Genomic DNA, 16,721 nt, shown 5'->3' with positions numbered 1-16,721 from the left:
CAAACTTCCGCACACCGACGAGTGTCCGGAAACAAAAAAGCCGCGCTCCTGAACGGACACGCGGCTCTTTTGAGGCAGACGACTTAAACAGACGTTTAAATCGCAAACTGTTCGCGGTTCTTGCCGGCGATCCAGCGCGGCGGCTTGCCGCGGCCCGACCACGTCGCGCCCGTTTCCGGATCGCGGTATTTCGCGGCCACGCCTGCGCGCGGACGGCCAACCTTACCTGCCTTCGCGCGGTTGAGGCCGAGTTCGGCGAGCGAAAAGCCGTAGTCGGCAATTTTCTGCTTCACGTCATTCAGCACTTCAGCGTATTCACGCGACTTCGCTTCTTCGATTTGCTTCTCCAGCTTTTCCCGCTGGGCCAGCAGGTCCTTGTAAGAAGACATAGTTTCCCTTTCTATCTGACTAATGGCGCCGGTCTGCAGCCAGCTCACCATTCATGAAATATATGTGCCTCGGATTTTCGAAGGCAGAGATTAGCACAAAAAAGATTTGATAGAAGCGGGATTCATGAAAATCCCGAGGTCAATTGAAATTCGCACATGTCATTTTGACCGGATGCGGCCTTTTCTCAAATTTTTACGCTCCTCCACAGAGATTAGGACATTAGCGATCGTCTATTAAGGCTATCAACATACGCAATTACCCTGCATACTAAAAATCAAAGCTTTCATAGGACGAGAGGTTTGCGAAAATCGAATGGTGCGGCTTGCTGAACGGACAAACCGGCAACCCGCGACGTCACGCCACATCCCGCGCGCATGTGATCAGCCGGTCGCGCAGCGCGCCGGCATCGGCCGGCGGCGCGTCGAATGGCGTGCGTACGCGGCGGCCGTCGCACCGCCAGTCGGCGCCGTGGCGATCGACGCCGAGCAACTCGAGCCCGTCGCGGCGCGCATCGCCGGCATCGTATGCGTCCCACAGTGCCTGTTCCTCGTCGAACCGAAGCGGCGGCAGCGCATCGAGATGCGTGCCGTCGACCCAGCCCATGCGCCCGAAGCCGCCGATATAGCGCAGCCGCTCGATATCGAGCGCCCAAAACGTGAAATCGCCGAGCGCGAGATAACGCGCGGCGTCCGGCTCGTAGCGCAGGTAGCGCGCGGTGACGTGCGGATCGTCGCCGAGCGGCACGAAACGGCCGAGCAGCGTCGCGCGTTCGGCGTTCAGCACGTCGCCGTCGGGCGCGTCGACGACGAGGAAGCCCGCGCGCGGATCGGCGGCGAGATTGCGCGTGTGTTCGGCGAGGCCGCTCACGAGGATCACGGGCCGATGGCTTGCATCGGGCGCAAACGGGACGACCGTCGGATACGGGAAGCCCTGCGGATCGCGCGCATGGGTGGCGAGCGTGCCGAGCGCGCAGCGGTGCAGCAGATGCAGGGCGAAGGCGGGATCGATGTTCAAGAAGACTCCTGCGGTCGAAGGGCGGCGCTTCGGGCACGCCGCGTGCGCTTCGATGTTACCCGCGGGCGCCGCGCGCCGCGTATCGGCCGAACGGCCGATGCGGCGCCAGGCACCGGACGGACGGCGCGCTGCCGCGACGTGACCGGATCGCCGGATCATCCACCGAACGGGCAGCGCCCGGCAGGATCGTAAGCGGTTCGATAGAATCGGACGATTCCGACGGACGCCGCGTGCGTCCTCGCATCCTTTGACGAGCCTTCCGTGTCCGAATCCGCCTCCCCCGAATCGTCGTCCCCGTTCGCCGCGCCGCCCGACGCGCATCGCGTGCTGCCGCTCCCGGCCCGCCAGCGTGCGCGCACGGCGTCGATGGCGCTGTTCTTCGTCGCCGGCATGATGTACGCGTCGTGGGGCGTGCACGTGCCGACCGTGCGCGACAAGTTCGCGCTGAGCCCCGGCCTGCTGTCGATCGCGCTGTTCGCGGTCGCCGGCGGCTCGATCGCCGCGATGCTGACCATCGCGCGCTGGATCGCGCGCGTCGGCTCGCGCACCGCGTGCCTCGCGGGCGGGCTCGTGATGTCCGCGTGCGCGGCGCTGATCCTCGTCGTGCCCGACTACTGGATGCTGCTCGGCGTGCTCGCGCTGTTCGGCTTCTCGATGGCGACGCTCGACGTCGCGATGAACGCCGAGGCCAGCGCGGTCGAGATCGCGCTCGGCAAGCCGATCATGTCGTCGCTGCACGGCATGTTCAGCATCGGCGGGATGTCGGGCGCGGCGGCCGGCGGCGCGCTGCTGTCGGCCGGCATGGCGCCGGCCGTGCATCTCGCGCTTGCGGCCGCGGCAAGCGCCGCGGTGCTCGTGGCCGCGAGCCCGGCCGTGCTGCCGCATGTGCCGCACCACGAACACGCGCACGGCGGAGGCAACCGCTGGCGCTCGCCCGCGCTGTGGATGCTCGGCGGCATCGCGCTCGTCGCGCTGATCGCCGAAGGCGCGATGTACGACTGGGCGACGGTCTACATGCGCGACGTCGTCGCGGCGAGCCCCGCGCTCGCAAGCGCCGCGTACGCGGCGTTCTCGGGCGGGATGGCCATCGCGCGCTTCGCGGGCGACGCCGTGCGCGCCCGCTTCGGCGCGCCGCAGCTCGTGTTCGCGAGCGCGTCGCTCGCGTGCGCGGGGATGATCGGCGCGCTGCTGCTGCCCTATCCGGCCACCGTGCTGACCGGCTTCACGCTGATGGGCCTCGGCCTCGCGAACATGATGCCCGTGCTGTTCGCGGCCGCCGCGCGCGTGAAAGGCATCCACGCGGCCGAAGGGCTCGCGCATGTGGCCGGGCTTGCGTATTTCGGACTGCTGTTCGGCCCGGTCGTGATCGGCGCGGTCGCCCAGGCCGCGAACCTGACGATCGGCCTGTCGGTCGTCGCGCTGTGCGCGGCGCTCGTCGCGGCCGTCGCGCCGAAGGTGCTCGCGCATCTGAAGATCTGACGGCATCGCGCCCGTCGGCCAAAAAGAAAGCGCGCATGCGTTGCTGCATGCGCGCTTTCGCCCCTACTGTCGACCGCCTGTTGCGTTACATCTTCACTTCGTCGAGCAGCGACTTCTTGCCGCCCTTGTAGTTGTACAGCGAGATCACGCCGTGCTGCAGGTCGCCCTTCGAGTCGAAGGTCGTCGTGCCGATCACGCCCGTGTAGTTCGTCGCCGGCATCGCCGCGAGGATCTTCGCCGGGTCCGCCGAGTTCGCGCGCTTCATCGCGTCGGCGACGATGTACACGGCGTCATACGTGAACGGTGCGTAGATCTGGATCGGCTGGCCGAAGCGCTTCTCGTACTTCGCCTTGAACGCGCCGCCGCCCGGCATCTTCTCGAGCGAAGCACCGGCTTCCGAGCACACGACGTTGTCGGTCGCATCGCCGGCCAGGTCGGCCAGCTTTTCCGTGCACACGCCGTCGCCCGCGAGGATCTTCGCGCGCAGGCCGAGCTGCTTCGCCTGCTTCGCGAACGGGCCGCCGGTGGCGTCCATGCCGCCGTACATGATCGCGTCCGGGTTCTCACCCTTGATCTTGGTCAGAATCGCGCGGAAGTCGACCGCCTTGTCGTTCGTCGCGTCGTGCGACATCACCTTCAGGCCGAGCGCCTTCGCCTTCTTCTCGAACTCGTTCGCGAGACCCTGGCCGTATGCGGTCGAATCGTCGACCACCGCCACGCTCTTGATGCCCTTCGAGTGCGCGTAGTTCGCGAGTGCCGGGCCCTGCTGCGCATCGGTCGCCACCACGCGGTACGTGGTCTTGAAGCCTTGCTGCGTGTAGGCCGGGTTGGTCGCCGACGGCGAGATCTGCACGATGCCCGCATCGCTGTAGATCTTCGAGGCCGGGATCGACGTGCCCGAGTTCAGGTGGCCGATGACGGCGACGACCTTGTCGTCGACGAGCTTCTGCGCAACCTGCGTGGCCTGCCGCGGGTCGGCCGCGTCATCCTGCGGGTCGAGTTGCAGCGTGATTTTCTGGCCGCCGACCGTGAGACCCTTCGCGTTGATCTCCTCGACTGCGAGACGCGCACCGTTTTCGTTGTCCTTGCCCAGGTGGGCAATGCCGCCCGTCAAGGGCGCGACGTGGCCGATCTTGACGACTTGATCGGCGGCAGCGTTGCTTGCAGCTGCAACGCACAGCATCGCCGCTGCGGTGATCGGCAACAGCTTCTGCATTTTGATATTCATGTAAGTCTCCAGTTTCGGTCCCAAAAAACGCCATCGCCCGGTGCCCCGCTGCCATCCCTGTGTTTGCATTCACTGGACGATTCGCCGGTTGCATCCTTCATGCACTTGGCCTCAAGCACGTGAAAACAGCCGCTTTTAGCAACCGCCCGTCCGTACTTGCGCGCAAGTGTAGGTGATCAAATTAATTTGTGGGACTTTTTTGGGGTAGTGGTAACACTACCGATATGCGCACTTTGGAATGATGACTCGAATATCGCTACAAGCCGCGCCGAATAAGGGTTTCCGCTAGTTTCCGGCAGCTTGTCGAAAGGTGGTTTCAAGCGATTCCCGGGGCATTTCGATTCGGTATTTTGTGCCCGCGATCATTGAATGAAACGCGCGTGACAACACGCGCGTTTCGTCGCTCGATACGAACGGTTCGGGCGGTCGATGAAGCGCCCCGTTCAGGCGGCCAATGCGCGCCATTCGGCGTCGAGCGCGGCGACGAGCTGCGACGTCGTCAACGCATCGCCGCGCCGCCGTGCGAGCGGCGCGCCCTGCCCGGCCCACAGCGACAGGTAGTCGCCGTCGTTCGCGCGCGCGGCGGCCTGGCGCAGCGGCTGCGTCAGCGCGTTCTGCACCGGGTACGGCGCGGCGTCGGCCACACGCTCGCCGAGCCGCGCCATCAGCGTGTTGCGCAGCCCGCGCGCATGGCGGCCGGTGATCGCGCGCGTGACCTGCGTCGACGTATCCGCGCAAGCCAGCAGGCGTGCCTTCCAGTCCGCCGCGATCGCGCTTTCCGTGCAGGTCAGGAACGCGGTGCCGAGCTGCGCGCCCTGTGCGCCGAGCGCGAGCGCGGCCGCGATCCCGCGCCCGTCCATGATGCCGCCCGCGGCGAGCACGGGCAGGCCCGTCGCGTCGACGAGCTGCGGCACGAGCGCGAACGTGCCGATCAGCGCGTCTTCGGCAGCGCCGATGAACGTGCCGCGATGGCCGCCCGCCTCGGCGCCCTGCGCAGACAGCGCGTCGGCGCCGGCCGCCTGCCACGCGAGCCCTTCGGCCACGTGCGTCGCGGTGCCGATCACATAGGTGCCGGCGGCCTTCAGGCGCGCGACGTCGGCGGCGTCGAGCACGCCGAACGTGAAGCTCGCGACCGGCACGCGCAGCGACACGAGCGCATCGAGCTGCGCGCGGAAGTCGGGCGCGTAGCGCGCGGGCGCGGTGCCCGGCGGCAGCCCGAGCGTCGCGTTCAGCGGATCGATCGCCGCGAGTGCGCGCGCGACGGTCGCCGCATCGGGTGCGGCGTCCGGCAGCACGAACAGGTTGACCGCGAACGGGCGATGGGTCGCCGCGCGGATCGCCGCGACTTCGGTCGCGAGACGGTCGGGCTCGAACGCGCCGGCGCCGAGGCTGCCGAGCGCGCCGGCGTTCGATGCGGCGGCGACCATCGCGGCCGTGGTCGCACCGACCATCGGCGCCTGCACGAGCGGCAGGCGCAGGCCGAAGCGTTCGGAAAAGGGGGTGGAATACGGACGGGCAGGCATGACGAATCCTTCGATGACGATGCGCGAAAGCGCTTTGTAAAAGCCGCTACATCGACTCTATCGAAGCGGCTCGTCGCCGAAAAATGAATAATCGAGATCGAAACGATCGCTGCGCGAGAAGCGGGCGCGCGCGGCAGGCGCACGCGTTGCGCGTGCCCTGCAACACCTGACGATTGGTGGCACACTAGGCCGCCCTATTCCACCCGGGGCGCGCTCGGCGCACCCCGTACGCCAGGAGTTCAAAACGTGACTGCCCAATGGATCGACATCCCGACCGGTAACGACAGCTTCGGCGGCTATCTCGCGCTGCCCAAGCGCGGCAAGGGCCCTGCCGTCATCATCATCCAGGAGATCTTCGGCGTGAACTCGCACATCCGCGCGGTCGCCGACCAGTACGCGGCCGACGGCTACGTCGCGCTCGCGCCGGACGTGTTCTGGCGCACGCAGCCGCGTGTCGAGCTGACCTACGAAGGCGCGGATCGCGACAAGGGCATCGAGCTGTTGAAAAAGACCGACGTCGGTCTCGCGGTCGCGGACATCGGCGCGGCGGCCGACGCGTTGCGTGCGCGCCCCGAAGTGGCCGGCAAGCTCGCCGCGATCGGCTACTGCTTCGGCGGCCAGCTCGCGTACCGCACGGCCGCAGCCGGCAAGCTCGACGCGGCGGTCGCCTATTACGGCGGCGGCATCCAGAACGCGCTCGATCTGGCCGGCAAGGTCACGCAGCCGATCCTGTTCCACTACGCGGAAAACGACCACGGGATCCCGCTCGCGGCCGTCGATCAGGTCAAGGCCGCGTTCGCCGGCCGCGGCCACGCATCGTTCCACGTGTATCCGGGCGCCGAGCACGGCTTCAACTGCACGGACCGCGCGTCGTACAACCAGCGCGCGGCGGCGCTCGCGCACGGCCGCACGCTGACGTTCCTCGCCGAGCACCTGTAAAAACGCCCCGCCGCGGGCCCATCGCGCCGGGCCCGCGTTATTCTCCATTCATCGCCACGAGTCACAACGGGGGTGACAGCGATGCACTCGGACTATCTCGCGCATGACGCAATCGGCCTCGCCGCGCTCGTACGCGACCGCAAGGCAAGCCCGCGCGAATTGCTCGATGCCGCGATCGGCCAGGCCGAAGCGGTCAACGGCGCGATCAACGCGATCGTGCTGCAGGACTACGACGCCGCGCGCCAGCGCGCGGCCTCCGCGCCCGAACCCGGCGCCGACGCGCCGTTCGCGGGCGTTCCGTATCTCGTCAAGGATCTCGGTGCGGCGGTCGCCGGGCTGCCGCTGTCGATGGGTAGCCGGCACTACCGGTATTTCGTGCCCGGCGACGATTCGCCGGTGATCGCGCGCAGCCGCGCGGCCGGCCTCAACGTGTTCGGCAAGACCAACACGTCGGAGATCGGCCAGATGCCGTACACGGAACCCGAACTGTTCGGCGCGTGCCGCAACCCGTGGAATCTCGACCACACGCCCGGCGGCTCGAGCGGCGGCGCGGCGGCGGCCGTCGCGGCCGGCATCGTGCCGCTCGCGCATGCGTCCGACGGCGGCGGCTCGATCCGCATCCCGGCATCGTGCTGCGGGCTGTTCGGCCTGAAGCCGAGCCGCAACCCGATGCTCGTCGACCAGCCGTCGAACGGCGAGCTCGTCGTCCAGCATGCGGTTTCGCGCAGCGTGCGCGACAGCGCGCTGCTGCTTGACGTGACGACCGGCCAGACGCTGCCGCACGGCGCGCCCGGCACGTTCCTCGGCGAACTCGATACGCCGCCCGGCCCGCTGCGGATCGGCCTCGTCGTCGATCCGATGCTCGCGCCGGCGCTCGCCGACGACACGCGCGCGGCGCTCGACGACGCAGCCGTGCTGCTCGAATCGCTCGGCCACCACGTCGAGCCGGCGACGCTGCACATCGACTACGCGCGCGCGGCCGAAACCTTTCTCACGCTGTGGGCGACGATCGCCGAGGAGATGGTGCTCGGCGCGCGCGCACTGACCGGCCGCGCGCCGCGCCGCGGCGAATTCGAAGCGGCGACGTGGGCGATGGCCGTGGTCGGCCGGCGCCTCGCGCGCACGCGCCTGCCGGACGTGCTCGAGTGGCAGCGCCAGCTCACCGTGCAGGTGGCCGGCCTCGTGTCGCGCTACGACGTGATCCTGTGCGCATCGCTCGCGGGGCCGCCGGTGAAGATCGGCGAACTGCAGCCGACGCCGTTCGAATCGGCGCAGATGAAGCTGCTCGCCGCGCTGCCGGTGAAACCGCTGCTGAAGGAAATGCTCGCGAAGTCGTCGGAGAAGGCGTTCGCGTGGGCCGGCTGCACCGAGCTGTTCAACCTGACCGGCCAGCCGGCGATGTCGGTACCGCTCTACTGGAATGCGCGCGGGCTGCCGATCGGCGTGCAGTTCGCCGCGCGCCATACCGACGACGCGCTGCTGCTCAGGCTCGCGCGGCAGCTCGAACAGGCACGGCCGTGGTTCGACCGCCGCCCGCCGCTGATGCAGGCACAGCGCTGACGCAAGCATCGAAAAAAAGCCCCGCCGGCAAGACCGGCGGGGCTTTTGCGCATGCAAAACGCGCGGCGGCGCTTACACGACGAGCCGTTCGCAGATCGTCCGCGTCGCGGTCGCTGCGTTCAGCGTGTAGAAATGCAGCCCCGGCACGCCCGCGTCGATCAGGCGCCGGCACAGATCGGTGACGACGTCCGCGCCGAACGCGCGGATCGCTTCGCGATCGTCGCCGAAGCTCTCGAGCCGGCGCGCGATCCAGCGCGGCACTTCGGCGCCGCACATCTCGGAGAAGCGCATCAGCTGCGAGAAGTTCGTGATCGGCATGATGCCCGGCACGATCGGCACGTCCACGCCCAGCTTGCGCACATCGTCGACGAAGCGGAAATACGCGTCGGCGTTGAAGAAGTACTGCGTGATCGCGGAATTCGCGCCGGCTTTCACCTTGCGCGCGAAATTCTCGAGATCGGCCTTCGGCGAGCGCGATTGCGGGTGGTACTCGGGGTAGCCCGCGACCTCGATGTGGAACCAGTCGCCATGCTCGGCGCGGATGAAGCTGACGAGCTCGGACGCATAGCGCAGCTCGCCCACCGCGCCCATCCCCGACGGCAGGTCGCCGCGCAGCGCGACGATATGCCGGATGCCGTGCGAGCGGTACTGGTCGAGGATCGCGCGCAGGCTGTCGCGCGACGAGCCGATGCACGACAGGTGCGGCGCGGCCTCGAGGCCGTCCTTCTGCATGTCGAGCACGGTATCGAGCGTGCCCTGCTGCGTCGAGCCGCCGGCGCCGAACGTCACGGAGACGAATTTCGGCTTCAGCGGCAGCAGCTGCGCACGGGTTGCGCGCAGCTTTTCGACGCCGTCCGCCGTCTTCGGCGGGAAGAATTCAAACGAGAGTTCGATCGGTTTCATGATTCGAAAGGGGTCAGCCGATGTCGCGCTGGCCGAAGATCAGCGCGGACAGCAGCCAGGACACGATGCTGTACAGGATCGAACCGAAGAACGCGGACCAGAATCCCGACACCTCGAAGCCCTTCAGCAGCGACGACGCGAACCAGAAGCACAGCGCGTTCACGACGAGGATGAACACCCCGAGCGTGACGACCGTGACGGGCAGCGTCAGCAGGATCAGCACCGGGCGGATCACCGTGTTGATCAGGCCGAGCACGACCGCGACGATCAGCGCGGTGCCGAAGCTCTTGATGTGGATCGACGGCACGAGGTACGTGATGATCAGCAGCGCGAGCGCGTTGATGACCCAGGTGAGGATGACGCTCATGGAGTGCTCCGGTTCGGTTGTCGATCAGTGCGATCAGTGGCCGCCGCCGGCCGCCGCGCGCGCCCGAAGACGCAACGCAACGGCCGGCGATCCGGCGCCGTGCCGCCGCCGCACCGCGGGCCCCGCAGCGGGGCGCGCACGGCACGGCGGCGGCGGCGCATCAGTAGCGGTAGTGGTTCGGCTTGAACGGGCCGTCCTTCTGCACGCCGATGTACGAAGCCTGCTCGTCCGACAGCACGGACAGGTTCGCGCCGATGCGCGCGAGGTGCAGGCGCGCGACCTTTTCGTCGAGATGCTTCGGCAGCACGTACACCTTGTTCTCGTACTCGCCGCCGCGCACGAACAGCTCGATCTGCGCGAGCGTCTGGTTCGCGAACGAGTTCGACATCACGAACGACGGGTGGCCGGTCGCGCAGCCGAGGTTCACGAGGCGGCCTTCCGCCAGCAGGATCACGCGCTTGCCGTCCGGGAAGATGATGTGGTCGACCTGCGGCTTGATGTTTTCCCACTGGTACTGGCGGGTCGACGCGACGTCGATTTCCGAGTCGAAGTGGCCGATGTTGCAGACGATCGCGTTGTGGCGCATCGCCTTCATGTGATCGTGGTTGATCACGTGGTAGTTGCCGGTCGCCGTCACGAAGATGTCGGCCTTGTCGGCCGCGTATTCCATCGTCACGACGCGGTAGCCTTCCATCGCCGCCTGCAGCGCGCAGATCGGATCGATTTCGGTGACCCACACGGTCGCGCCCAAGCCGCGCAGCGACTGCGCGCAGCCCTTGCCCACGTCGCCGTAGCCGGCGACGACCGCGACCTTGCCCGCGATCATCACGTCGGTCGCGCGCTTGATGCCGTCGACGAGCGATTCACGGCAGCCGTACAGGTTGTCGAACTTCGACTTCGTGACCGAATCGTTCACGTTGAACGCCGGGAACGGCAGGCGGCCGTCCTTTTCCATCTGGTACAGGCGGTGCACGCCGGTCGTGGTTTCTTCGGTCACGCCCTTGATGTGCGCGAGGCGCTTCGAGTACCAGGTCGCGTCGATGTCGAGGTGCTTCGCGATCGACTTGTACAGCGCGACTTCTTCCTCGTTGGTCGGCTTCGCGATCACCGAACGGTCCTTCTCGGCCTTCGAGCCGAGGATCAGCAGCAGCGTTGCGTCGCCGCCGTCGTCCAGGATCATGTTCGCGAATTCGCCGTTCGGCCATTCGAAGATGCGGTGCGAGAACTCCCAGTATTCGTCGAGCGACTCGCCCTTGAACGCGAACACCGGCGTGCCGGCTTCGACGATCGCAGCCGCTGCGTGGTCCTGCGTCGAGAAGATGTTGCACGAGGCCCAGCGGACGTCCGCGCCGAGCGCCTTCAGCGTCTCGATCAGCACGCCGGTCTGGATCGTCATGTGCAGCGAACCGGCGATGCGCGCGCCCTTCAGCGGCTGCTGCGCCTTGTATTCGTCGCGGATCTGCACGAGGCCCGGCATTTCGGTCTCGGCGATGTTCAGTTCCTTGCGGCCCCAGCCGGCCAGCGCCATGTCGGCGACGACGTAATCCTTGGAAGCTTGCGAATCGATAATGGCGTTCATCACGCCCTCCTTTCTAAAAAAGTTCTAGATTGGTGACGTGAGCGCCGTTCAGGAAGCGGAGCCGGCGCGACGGTCGCGAAACGCGCGCCGCACGGCTGCTTGGTGAAGCCTTCCGAGCCTGGCGGACGCAGAGTGGTCCGTCGCAACGCTCCTCGGAAAACGGGAGGGATTGTAGCAAATCGGCGCGCAAAATGCGCAAGCGGCGCGAGCGATTCAAGCGCGCGGCGTCGGCGCGCGTTGCCGTCGAGAAAGGGTCAGGACTCCGCGCCGACCCACGCCTGTTCGCGCAGCCGCGCGCGCAGCCGCGCGACGGCCTGGCTGTGCAGCTGGCACACGCGCGATTCGCTCACTTCGAGCACCGCGCCGATCTCGCGCAGATTCAGACCCCGTTCGTAATACAGCGACATCAGCAGCTTCTCGCGTTCCGGCAGCCGCTCGATCGCCTCGACGAGCGCCTCGCGCAGGTGCTCGTCGAGCAGCGCCGACAGCGGATCGGCGTGATCGACGCGATAGCGGTCGAGGAACGGCTCGTCGTCGGCCGCACGGTCGAAATCCTCGTAGTAGATGAGCTGGCTGCCGTGCAGGTCCTGCAGCATCCCCTGGTATTCGTCGAGCGGCATGTTCAGGTGCAGCGCGATCTCGGTCTCGCTCGCCGAGCGGCCGAGATGCTGCTCGACCTGGTGCACCGCGTGCTCGACCTCGCGCGACGTCTTGCGCAGGCTGCGCGGCAGCCAGTCGTTGCTGCGCAGCTCGTCGAGCATCGCGCCGCGGATGCGCTGCGTCGCGTAGGTCTCGAACTGCGCGCCCTGGTCTTCCTTGTAGCGGCCGGCCGCGTCCATCAGGCCGATCATGCCGGCCTGGATCAGGTCGTCGAGGTCGACGCTCGCCGGCATCTTCGCGACGAGCTGCAGCCCGAGGCGACGCACGAGCGGCGCATATTGCGCGAGCACGTCGGCCTGGGACATCTTTCCTTGAGCGTTGTACATCATGGCTCTCTCCTTCCGGTAGCGCTCACGCGGCGTGTGCCGCGCCCGCTTCATACGACGGCTTGCCGCCCGCGTGAACGGCGCGGTCCGCCCCCGAACGCGGGCGCATCGGCCAGTACAGCAGGTCGGCGGCAATCTGCCGGTAGTCGCGCGCGGCCGCCGCCGACGGGAACGCGTCGACCACCGCATGCGTCAGCTCGCGCGCATGCTCGACGAGCGGATCGGCGCTCACGCAGCCCGCGTCGGCAATCGACACCGTCAGGTAGCGGCTTGCGACGCCCGCGAGGTTGTCGAAGGCCGTCTTCGCATCCGCATGGCTGCCGACGTGATTGGTCAGCACGCGGAACTGCGCGAACGCGTGCGCGAAATGCAGCCGCTTCATGCACGCGTACGCCTCGGTGATCGCCTGCGCGGCGACCCGCGTGACGACCAGCACGTCGTGCGCTTCGCGCGCGAGCGCCGAGAACGAGCCGTCGGCGCCGAGCTGCGCGTCGACGAGGACGATGTCGGCCGGGCCGTCGATGAAGTCGCTCAGTTGCGTGTCGCTGTAGCCGGCGCGCGCGAGCCGCGCGGCCGCGCACAGGCCGAAGCCGGCGGCCACCCGCGTGCGCTCGCCGTCGCGCAGCCACGCGCCCGCGAGCGTCGCGCTGGCCGAATGCACGTCGGCGCGCTCGTCGACGACGAGCACGTCCTTGCCGAGCGACGCGAGCGCCGCCGCCAGGTTCACGGTGGTGGACGTGCAGCCGACACCCGCCGGCCCGCCCGTCACCGCGACGATGCGCGACGCGCGCCCGGCCAGCAGGCGCCGCAGCCCTTCGGCCTGGTCGATGATTCGTTTATCCAAATCGCACCTCGTGCAGCTCGGCGGTGGAACGTGCGGTCAGTGCGGAGAGCAGCGTCGGCATGTCTTCGTCTTGCGGCACGAAGGGCGAGCCGTCGCGCGGCACACAGAACGCGCTCTTCAGCAGGAACTTGGTCGATGCGACATACAGGTTCTCCGGCACCTTCTGGCCGGTCGACACGTAGTGAACCGGCAGCTTGTAGCGGATCACCGTGTCGAGCACGCCGCCGAGGTGGGTCGCCTCGTCGAGCTTCGTGAGGATGCAGCCGGCGAGATCCGGATGCTCGCCCGCGCTGCGGTACGCCTGCACGACTTCGTTGAGCGTGTCGCCGTGGCTCGTCGCGTTGAGCAGCAGCAGGCGCTGCACCGGTGCGTTCGCGCCGTGCAGCATCGCGATCTGGTCGGACACCGCGCGGTCGCGCTGGCTCATGCCGATCGTGTCGATCAGCACGATGTGCTTGTTGCGCAGTTCGGACAGCGCGAGCGCGAGATCGCCCGCATCCTTCACCGCGTGCACCGGCACGCCGAGGATCTTGCCGAAGATGCGCAGTTGCTCGTGGCCGCCGATCCGGTAGCTGTCGGTGGTCAGCAGCGCGACCTTGCTCGCGCCGAAGCGCATCACGCAGCGCGCGGCCAGCTTCGCGGTGGTGGTGGTCTTGCCGACGCCCGTCGGCCCCATCAGCGCGAACACGCCGCCGCGCTCCATCAGCGCGTCCTCGCTGTCGAGCACCGGCAGGTTCGCCGCGAGCACCGACTGCGCCCATTCGGCGGCCTGTTCGAAGGTCTGCGCGTCGTCGCCGGACGGCAGATTGTCGACGAGCATCCGCACGAGCTGCGCGGACAGGCCGGCCGCGAACAGGTGCTTCGTCAGCGCGCCGTGCACGGCGCTGCGACGCTGGCGGTCGTGCCACATCAGGCTGTCGAACTGCTCTTCCATCATCCCGCGCAGTTCGCCGAGCTCGTGCATCACCGTGTCGTTGACGATTCGCTCGACGCGCGATTTCACCGCATCGGCCACCGCGGCGGCGGTGTCGGCGGACAGGCGCGTGCGCTCGGCCGCTTTCGCGGCGTTCGCGGCGTTCGCGGCGTTCGTGTCGGGCTTGCGCGGGGCGGCGGCCGGCATCCGGCGTTCGGCATCGCGCACGATGTCGCGTGCCCAGTCGGGCGACGATGCGCTCGCGGCGCCCTGCGGCGCGGGTGCGCTCGCTTGCGGCGCAGCAGGCGTCGCCTGCGTGCGCGCGATCAGCGCATCGCGCTGCTGCGTCAGGCGCTTCGCGTGCTCGACGAGCCACGGCGCGGGTTCGGAAGCGGGGGCCGGCCATCCGGCGGCCGGTGCGGCGGTCGACGGCGTTGCCGCTGCGTCCGCATCGATCGTCGAAGGTTGCGCCGCCGTCTCGTCCGCGTCGTCCGCGTCGTCCGTTTCGTTCGCTTCGGCACTTGCGCCGAACACCGACGAGAACACGTCCGGCAGCCCGCCATCGCCCGCCGCATACGGATTGACGCTCGGGCGCGCGAACGCGGCGCCCGGGCGCGACACGATGCCCGGCACCGCGGCGGCCGGCACGGAATCCGGCACGCGCGGCGCCGCGATGCGCGGCCGTGCGGCGGCCGGCGGCGTCACCGCGGCCAGGTCCGAATCGGCCAATGCGACGATTTCGACGCTGCCGTCATCGAGCGTGCGGTTCGACAGCACGACCGCGTCGGCGCCGAGCGCCTCGCGCACGAGACGAAGCGCGTCGCGGCTCGTTGCGCCGGTGAATTTGCGAATGTTCAAGCGGAACCCCCGATGACGTTAACGACTTTGATCGTGCGTGTGTCCGGCACTTCGGCATACGACAGCACTTTCAATTGCGGCAGGCTGCGGCGCAGGAAACGCGCGAGCATCGCGCGCAGCGCGTGCTGCACCAGCAGCACCGGCGGCAGCCCGAGATTCTGTTGACGCAGCATCGCTTGCTGCGTGCCGGTCAGAAGGTTGTGCGCGAGGCCGGGTTCGAGGCCCGGATTCGCGCCGGTGGCGAGCGCCTGCGACAGCACGCGCTCCAGATTCGAGTCGAGGCCCATCACCTGCATCTCGCCCGCGCCCGGATACCACTGCTGCGTGATCGCGCGGCCGAGCGAGAGCCGCACCGCGGCGGTGATCTCGAACGCGTCGCCGCGGCCCGCATGTTCGGACACGGCCTCGAGGATCGTGCGCATGTCGCGGATCGGCACGCCTTCCTCGAGCAGGTTCTGCAGCACCTTCTGCAGCGTCGTCAGCGAGATCGTCTTCGGCACGAGGTCCTCGACGAGCGACGGCGCGTCCTTGCCGGTGCGCTCGACGAGCGCCTGCACTTCCTGGCGGCCGAGCAGCTCGGCAGCGTGCTGGACGACGAGATGGTTCAGGTGCGTCGCGACGACCGTGCTCGCGTCGACCACCGTGTAGCCGTACACCTGCGCCTGTTCGCGCAGCGCGACGTCGATCCACACGGCCGGCAGCCCGAACGCGGGATCCTGCGTCAGGGCGCCCGGCAGCGCGGCCGTCACCTGGCCGGGGTTGATCGCGAGCCACTGGCCCGGGAACACTTCGCCGATGCCGATCTCGACGCCCTTCAGCGCGATCCGGTATGCGTTCGGCCGCAGTTCGAGGTTGTCGCGGATATGGATCACCGGCGGCAGGAAGCCGATTTCCTGCGCGAATTTCTTGCGGATGCTCTTGATGCGCTTGAGCAGCTCGCCGTCGCTGTTCTTGTCGACCAGCGGGATCAGCCGGTAGCCGACTTCGAGGCCGAGCGGGTCGATCAGCTGCACGTCGTCCCAGGTCGCCTCGTGGCTATCGGACGGCAGCACGGCGGGCGGCGCGATGTCGGTCACGTCGCCGGCCGCCTTGCGGGCCGCCGCGCGCTTCGTCTGCGTGCGGGCCAGCCAGATCGCGCCGCCGCCGAGCGCGAGGAACGCGAAGTGCGGCATCCCCGGGATCAGCCCCATGATCACGATGATCACGCCGGTGATCGTCAGCACGCGCGGGTTGGTGAACAGCTGCCCGGTGATCTGCGTGCCGATGTCCTCGTCGGTCGCGACGCGCGACACGATCACGCCGGCCGCAGTCGAGATCACGAGCGACGGGATCTGCGCGACGAGGCCGTCGCCGATCGTCAGCAGCGTGTAGTTGGTGCCGGCCGCCGCGAAGCTCATGTCGTGCTGGACCATCCCGACGATCAGCCCGCCGATCACGTTGATCGCCATGATGATCAGGCCCGCGATCGCGTCGCCGCGCACGAACTTCGACGCGCCGTCCATCGACCCGTAGAACTCGGCTTCCTGCGACACGGCCAGGCGGCGCTTGCGCGCCTGTTCCTCGTTGATGAGGCCCGCGTTCAGGTCGGCGTCGATCGCCATCTGCTTGCCGGGCATCGCGTCGAGCGTGAAGCGCGCGGACACTTCGGCGATCCGCCCCGCGCCCTTCGTGATCACCATGAAGTTGATGATCATCAGGATCACGAACACGACGATGCCGACCGCGAAGTTGCCGCCGACGAGGAAGTGGCCGAACGCCTCGATCACCTGGCCGGCCGCGTCGGGGCCCGTGTGGCCCTCGAGCAGCACGACGCGCGTCGACGCCACGTTCAGCGACAGGCGCAACAGCGTCGAGAACAGCAGCACGCTCGGGAACGCCGCGAAGTCGAGCGGCTTCATCGTGTACATGCTGACGAGCAGCACCATCACCGACAGCGCGATGTTGAACGTGAACAGCAGATCCAGCAGCATCGGCGGCAGCGGCAGGATCATCATCCCCAGGATCATGCAGATGAGGACGGGGCCCGCGAGCGCGCGCAGGTTGGTGCCCGCGAACGGGTTCGTGCGCTTCGCGAACAGGCCGGTCGGGGTGCTCATGCTGCCTCCCGCCGGGCCGCCCCAAGGGAGGCAGCCGCCCCC

Annotated in this window: 14 protein-coding genes and 1 riboswitch; of the genes, 3 read left to right on the top strand and 11 right to left on the bottom strand. The window is 68.1% G+C overall.

The window, feature by feature from the left end; translation table 11 throughout:
• Nucleotides 1-95: 95 nt before the first annotated feature.
• Complete coding sequence (locus MRS60_RS01095) at nucleotides 96-389, bottom strand: H-NS family nucleoid-associated regulatory protein (RefSeq protein ID WP_034183924.1); 294 nt, start codon at nucleotides 387-389, stop codon at nucleotides 96-98.
• Between the two features lie 355 nt (nucleotides 390-744).
• Nucleotides 745-1,404 carry a HugZ family protein gene (locus MRS60_RS01090; RefSeq protein WP_243565103.1) on the bottom strand — a complete coding sequence of 220 codons (660 nt, stop codon included), beginning with the start codon at nucleotides 1,402-1,404 and terminating at the stop codon, nucleotides 745-747.
• Nucleotides 1,405-1,665: 261 nt separating this feature from the next.
• Between MRS60_RS01090 and MRS60_RS01085 the strand changes: the two genes are divergently transcribed.
• Nucleotides 1,666-2,883 carry an MFS transporter gene (locus tag MRS60_RS01085; RefSeq protein WP_034183923.1) on the top strand — a complete coding sequence of 406 codons (1,218 nt, stop codon included), beginning with the start codon at nucleotides 1,666-1,668 and terminating at the stop codon, nucleotides 2,881-2,883.
• 85 nt (nucleotides 2,884-2,968) lie between these two features.
• Here MRS60_RS01085 and MRS60_RS01080 read toward each other — a convergent pair whose 3' ends face one another.
• Both MRS60_RS01080 and MRS60_RS01075 read right to left on the bottom strand, forming a co-directional pair.
• Complete coding sequence (locus MRS60_RS01080; RefSeq protein WP_034183922.1) at nucleotides 2,969-4,111, bottom strand: branched-chain amino acid ABC transporter substrate-binding protein; 1,143 nt, start codon at nucleotides 4,109-4,111, stop codon at nucleotides 2,969-2,971.
• Between the two features lie 443 nt (nucleotides 4,112-4,554).
• Nucleotides 4,555-5,634 carry an NAD(P)H-dependent flavin oxidoreductase gene (locus MRS60_RS01075; protein ID WP_217590144.1) on the bottom strand — a complete coding sequence of 360 codons (1,080 nt, stop codon included), beginning with the start codon at nucleotides 5,632-5,634 and terminating at the stop codon, nucleotides 4,555-4,557.
• A 246-nt stretch (nucleotides 5,635-5,880) separates the two neighbouring features.
• Here MRS60_RS01075 and MRS60_RS01070 point away from each other — a divergent pair, with 246 nt between their 5' ends.
• Together MRS60_RS01070 and MRS60_RS01065 are read left to right on the top strand one after the other, a co-directional pair.
• The gene (locus MRS60_RS01070; RefSeq protein WP_243565102.1) at nucleotides 5,881-6,573 is read left to right on the top strand and encodes a dienelactone hydrolase family protein; all 693 of its coding nucleotides are present in this window, start codon (nucleotides 5,881-5,883) and stop codon (nucleotides 6,571-6,573) included.
• Between the two features lie 81 nt (nucleotides 6,574-6,654).
• The gene (locus MRS60_RS01065) at nucleotides 6,655-8,133 is read left to right on the top strand and encodes an amidase (RefSeq protein ID WP_243565588.1); all 1,479 of its coding nucleotides are present in this window, start codon (nucleotides 6,655-6,657) and stop codon (nucleotides 8,131-8,133) included.
• A 72-nt stretch (nucleotides 8,134-8,205) separates the two neighbouring features.
• On the opposite strand, the gene metF is transcribed toward MRS60_RS01065, so the two are convergent.
• From metF to flhA, 7 genes are all read right to left on the bottom strand, one after another.
• Entirely contained in the window at nucleotides 8,206-9,036 is an 831-nt protein-coding gene (metF, locus tag MRS60_RS01060; protein WP_243565101.1) for a methylenetetrahydrofolate reductase [NAD(P)H], read from the bottom strand.
• A 13-nt stretch (nucleotides 9,037-9,049) separates the two neighbouring features.
• Nucleotides 9,050-9,403: a phage holin family protein gene (locus MRS60_RS01055; protein WP_034183917.1), complete on the bottom strand. Its 354-nt coding sequence runs from the start codon at nucleotides 9,401-9,403 to the stop codon at nucleotides 9,050-9,052.
• 160 nt (nucleotides 9,404-9,563) lie between these two features.
• On the bottom strand, nucleotides 9,564-10,982 hold the full coding sequence (ahcY, locus tag MRS60_RS01050) for an adenosylhomocysteinase (RefSeq protein ID WP_034183916.1): 1,419 nt from the start codon (nucleotides 10,980-10,982) through the stop codon (nucleotides 9,564-9,566).
• 32 nt (nucleotides 10,983-11,014) lie between these two features.
• Nucleotides 11,015-11,142: riboswitch (S-adenosyl-L-homocysteine riboswitch) on the bottom strand.
• 94 nt (nucleotides 11,143-11,236) lie between these two features.
• Nucleotides 11,237-11,971: an RNA polymerase sigma factor FliA gene (locus tag MRS60_RS01045; protein ID WP_034183990.1), complete on the bottom strand. Its 735-nt coding sequence runs from the start codon at nucleotides 11,969-11,971 to the stop codon at nucleotides 11,237-11,239.
• A 22-nt stretch (nucleotides 11,972-11,993) separates the two neighbouring features.
• Nucleotides 11,994-12,812, bottom strand: coding sequence for a flagellar biosynthesis protein FlhG (locus MRS60_RS01040; RefSeq protein ID WP_034183915.1), 819 nt, complete (start codon nucleotides 12,810-12,812; stop codon nucleotides 11,994-11,996).
• Entirely contained in the window at nucleotides 12,805-14,583 is a 1,779-nt protein-coding gene (gene flhF, locus MRS60_RS01035; RefSeq protein ID WP_243565100.1) for a flagellar biosynthesis protein FlhF, read from the bottom strand. The genes MRS60_RS01040 and flhF overlap by 8 nt, the downstream gene beginning before the upstream one ends.
• Complete coding sequence (gene flhA / locus MRS60_RS01030; RefSeq protein ID WP_034183913.1) at nucleotides 14,580-16,679, bottom strand: flagellar biosynthesis protein FlhA; 2,100 nt, start codon at nucleotides 16,677-16,679, stop codon at nucleotides 14,580-14,582. Before flhA ends, flhF begins: the two co-directional genes overlap by 4 nt.
• Nucleotides 16,680-16,721 lie beyond the last annotated feature (42 nt).

Origin of the sequence: Burkholderia pyrrocinia (genome assembly GCF_022809715.1) — a bacterium.
GTDB classification, from domain to species: domain Bacteria; phylum Pseudomonadota; class Gammaproteobacteria; order Burkholderiales; family Burkholderiaceae; genus Burkholderia; species Burkholderia pyrrocinia_C.
The sequence above is the reverse complement of the archived record's forward strand: the minus strand, read 5'-3'. Positions and strand labels throughout refer to the sequence as shown.

Bases quoted from the DNA above. Each gene is read 5' to 3' on its own strand.
- MRS60_RS01080 (WP_034183922.1), bottom strand. From the start codon at position 4,111: ATGAATATCAAAATGCAGAAGCTGTTGCCGATCACCGCAGCGGCGATG.
- MRS60_RS01055 (WP_034183917.1), bottom strand. From the start codon at position 9,403: ATGAGCGTCATCCTCACCTGGGTCATCAACGCGCTCGCGCTGCTGATC.
- MRS60_RS01045 (WP_034183990.1), bottom strand. From the start codon at position 11,971: ATGATGTACAACGCTCAAGGAAAGATGTCCCAGGCCGACGTGCTCGCG.
- MRS60_RS01075 (WP_217590144.1), bottom strand. From the start codon at position 5,634: ATGCCTGCCCGTCCGTATTCCACCCCCTTTTCCGAACGCTTCGGCCTG.
- metF (WP_243565101.1), bottom strand. From the start codon at position 9,036: ATGAAACCGATCGAACTCTCGTTTGAATTCTTCCCGCCGAAGACGGCG.
- flhA (WP_034183913.1), bottom strand. From the start codon at position 16,679: ATGAGCACCCCGACCGGCCTGTTCGCGAAGCGCACGAACCCGTTCGCG.
- ahcY (WP_034183916.1), bottom strand. From the start codon at position 10,982: ATGAACGCCATTATCGATTCGCAAGCTTCCAAGGATTACGTCGTCGCC.
- MRS60_RS01095 (WP_034183924.1), bottom strand. From the start codon at position 389: ATGTCTTCTTACAAGGACCTGCTGGCCCAGCGGGAAAAGCTGGAGAAG.
- MRS60_RS01065 (WP_243565588.1), top strand. From the start codon at position 6,655: ATGCACTCGGACTATCTCGCGCATGACGCAATCGGCCTCGCCGCGCTC.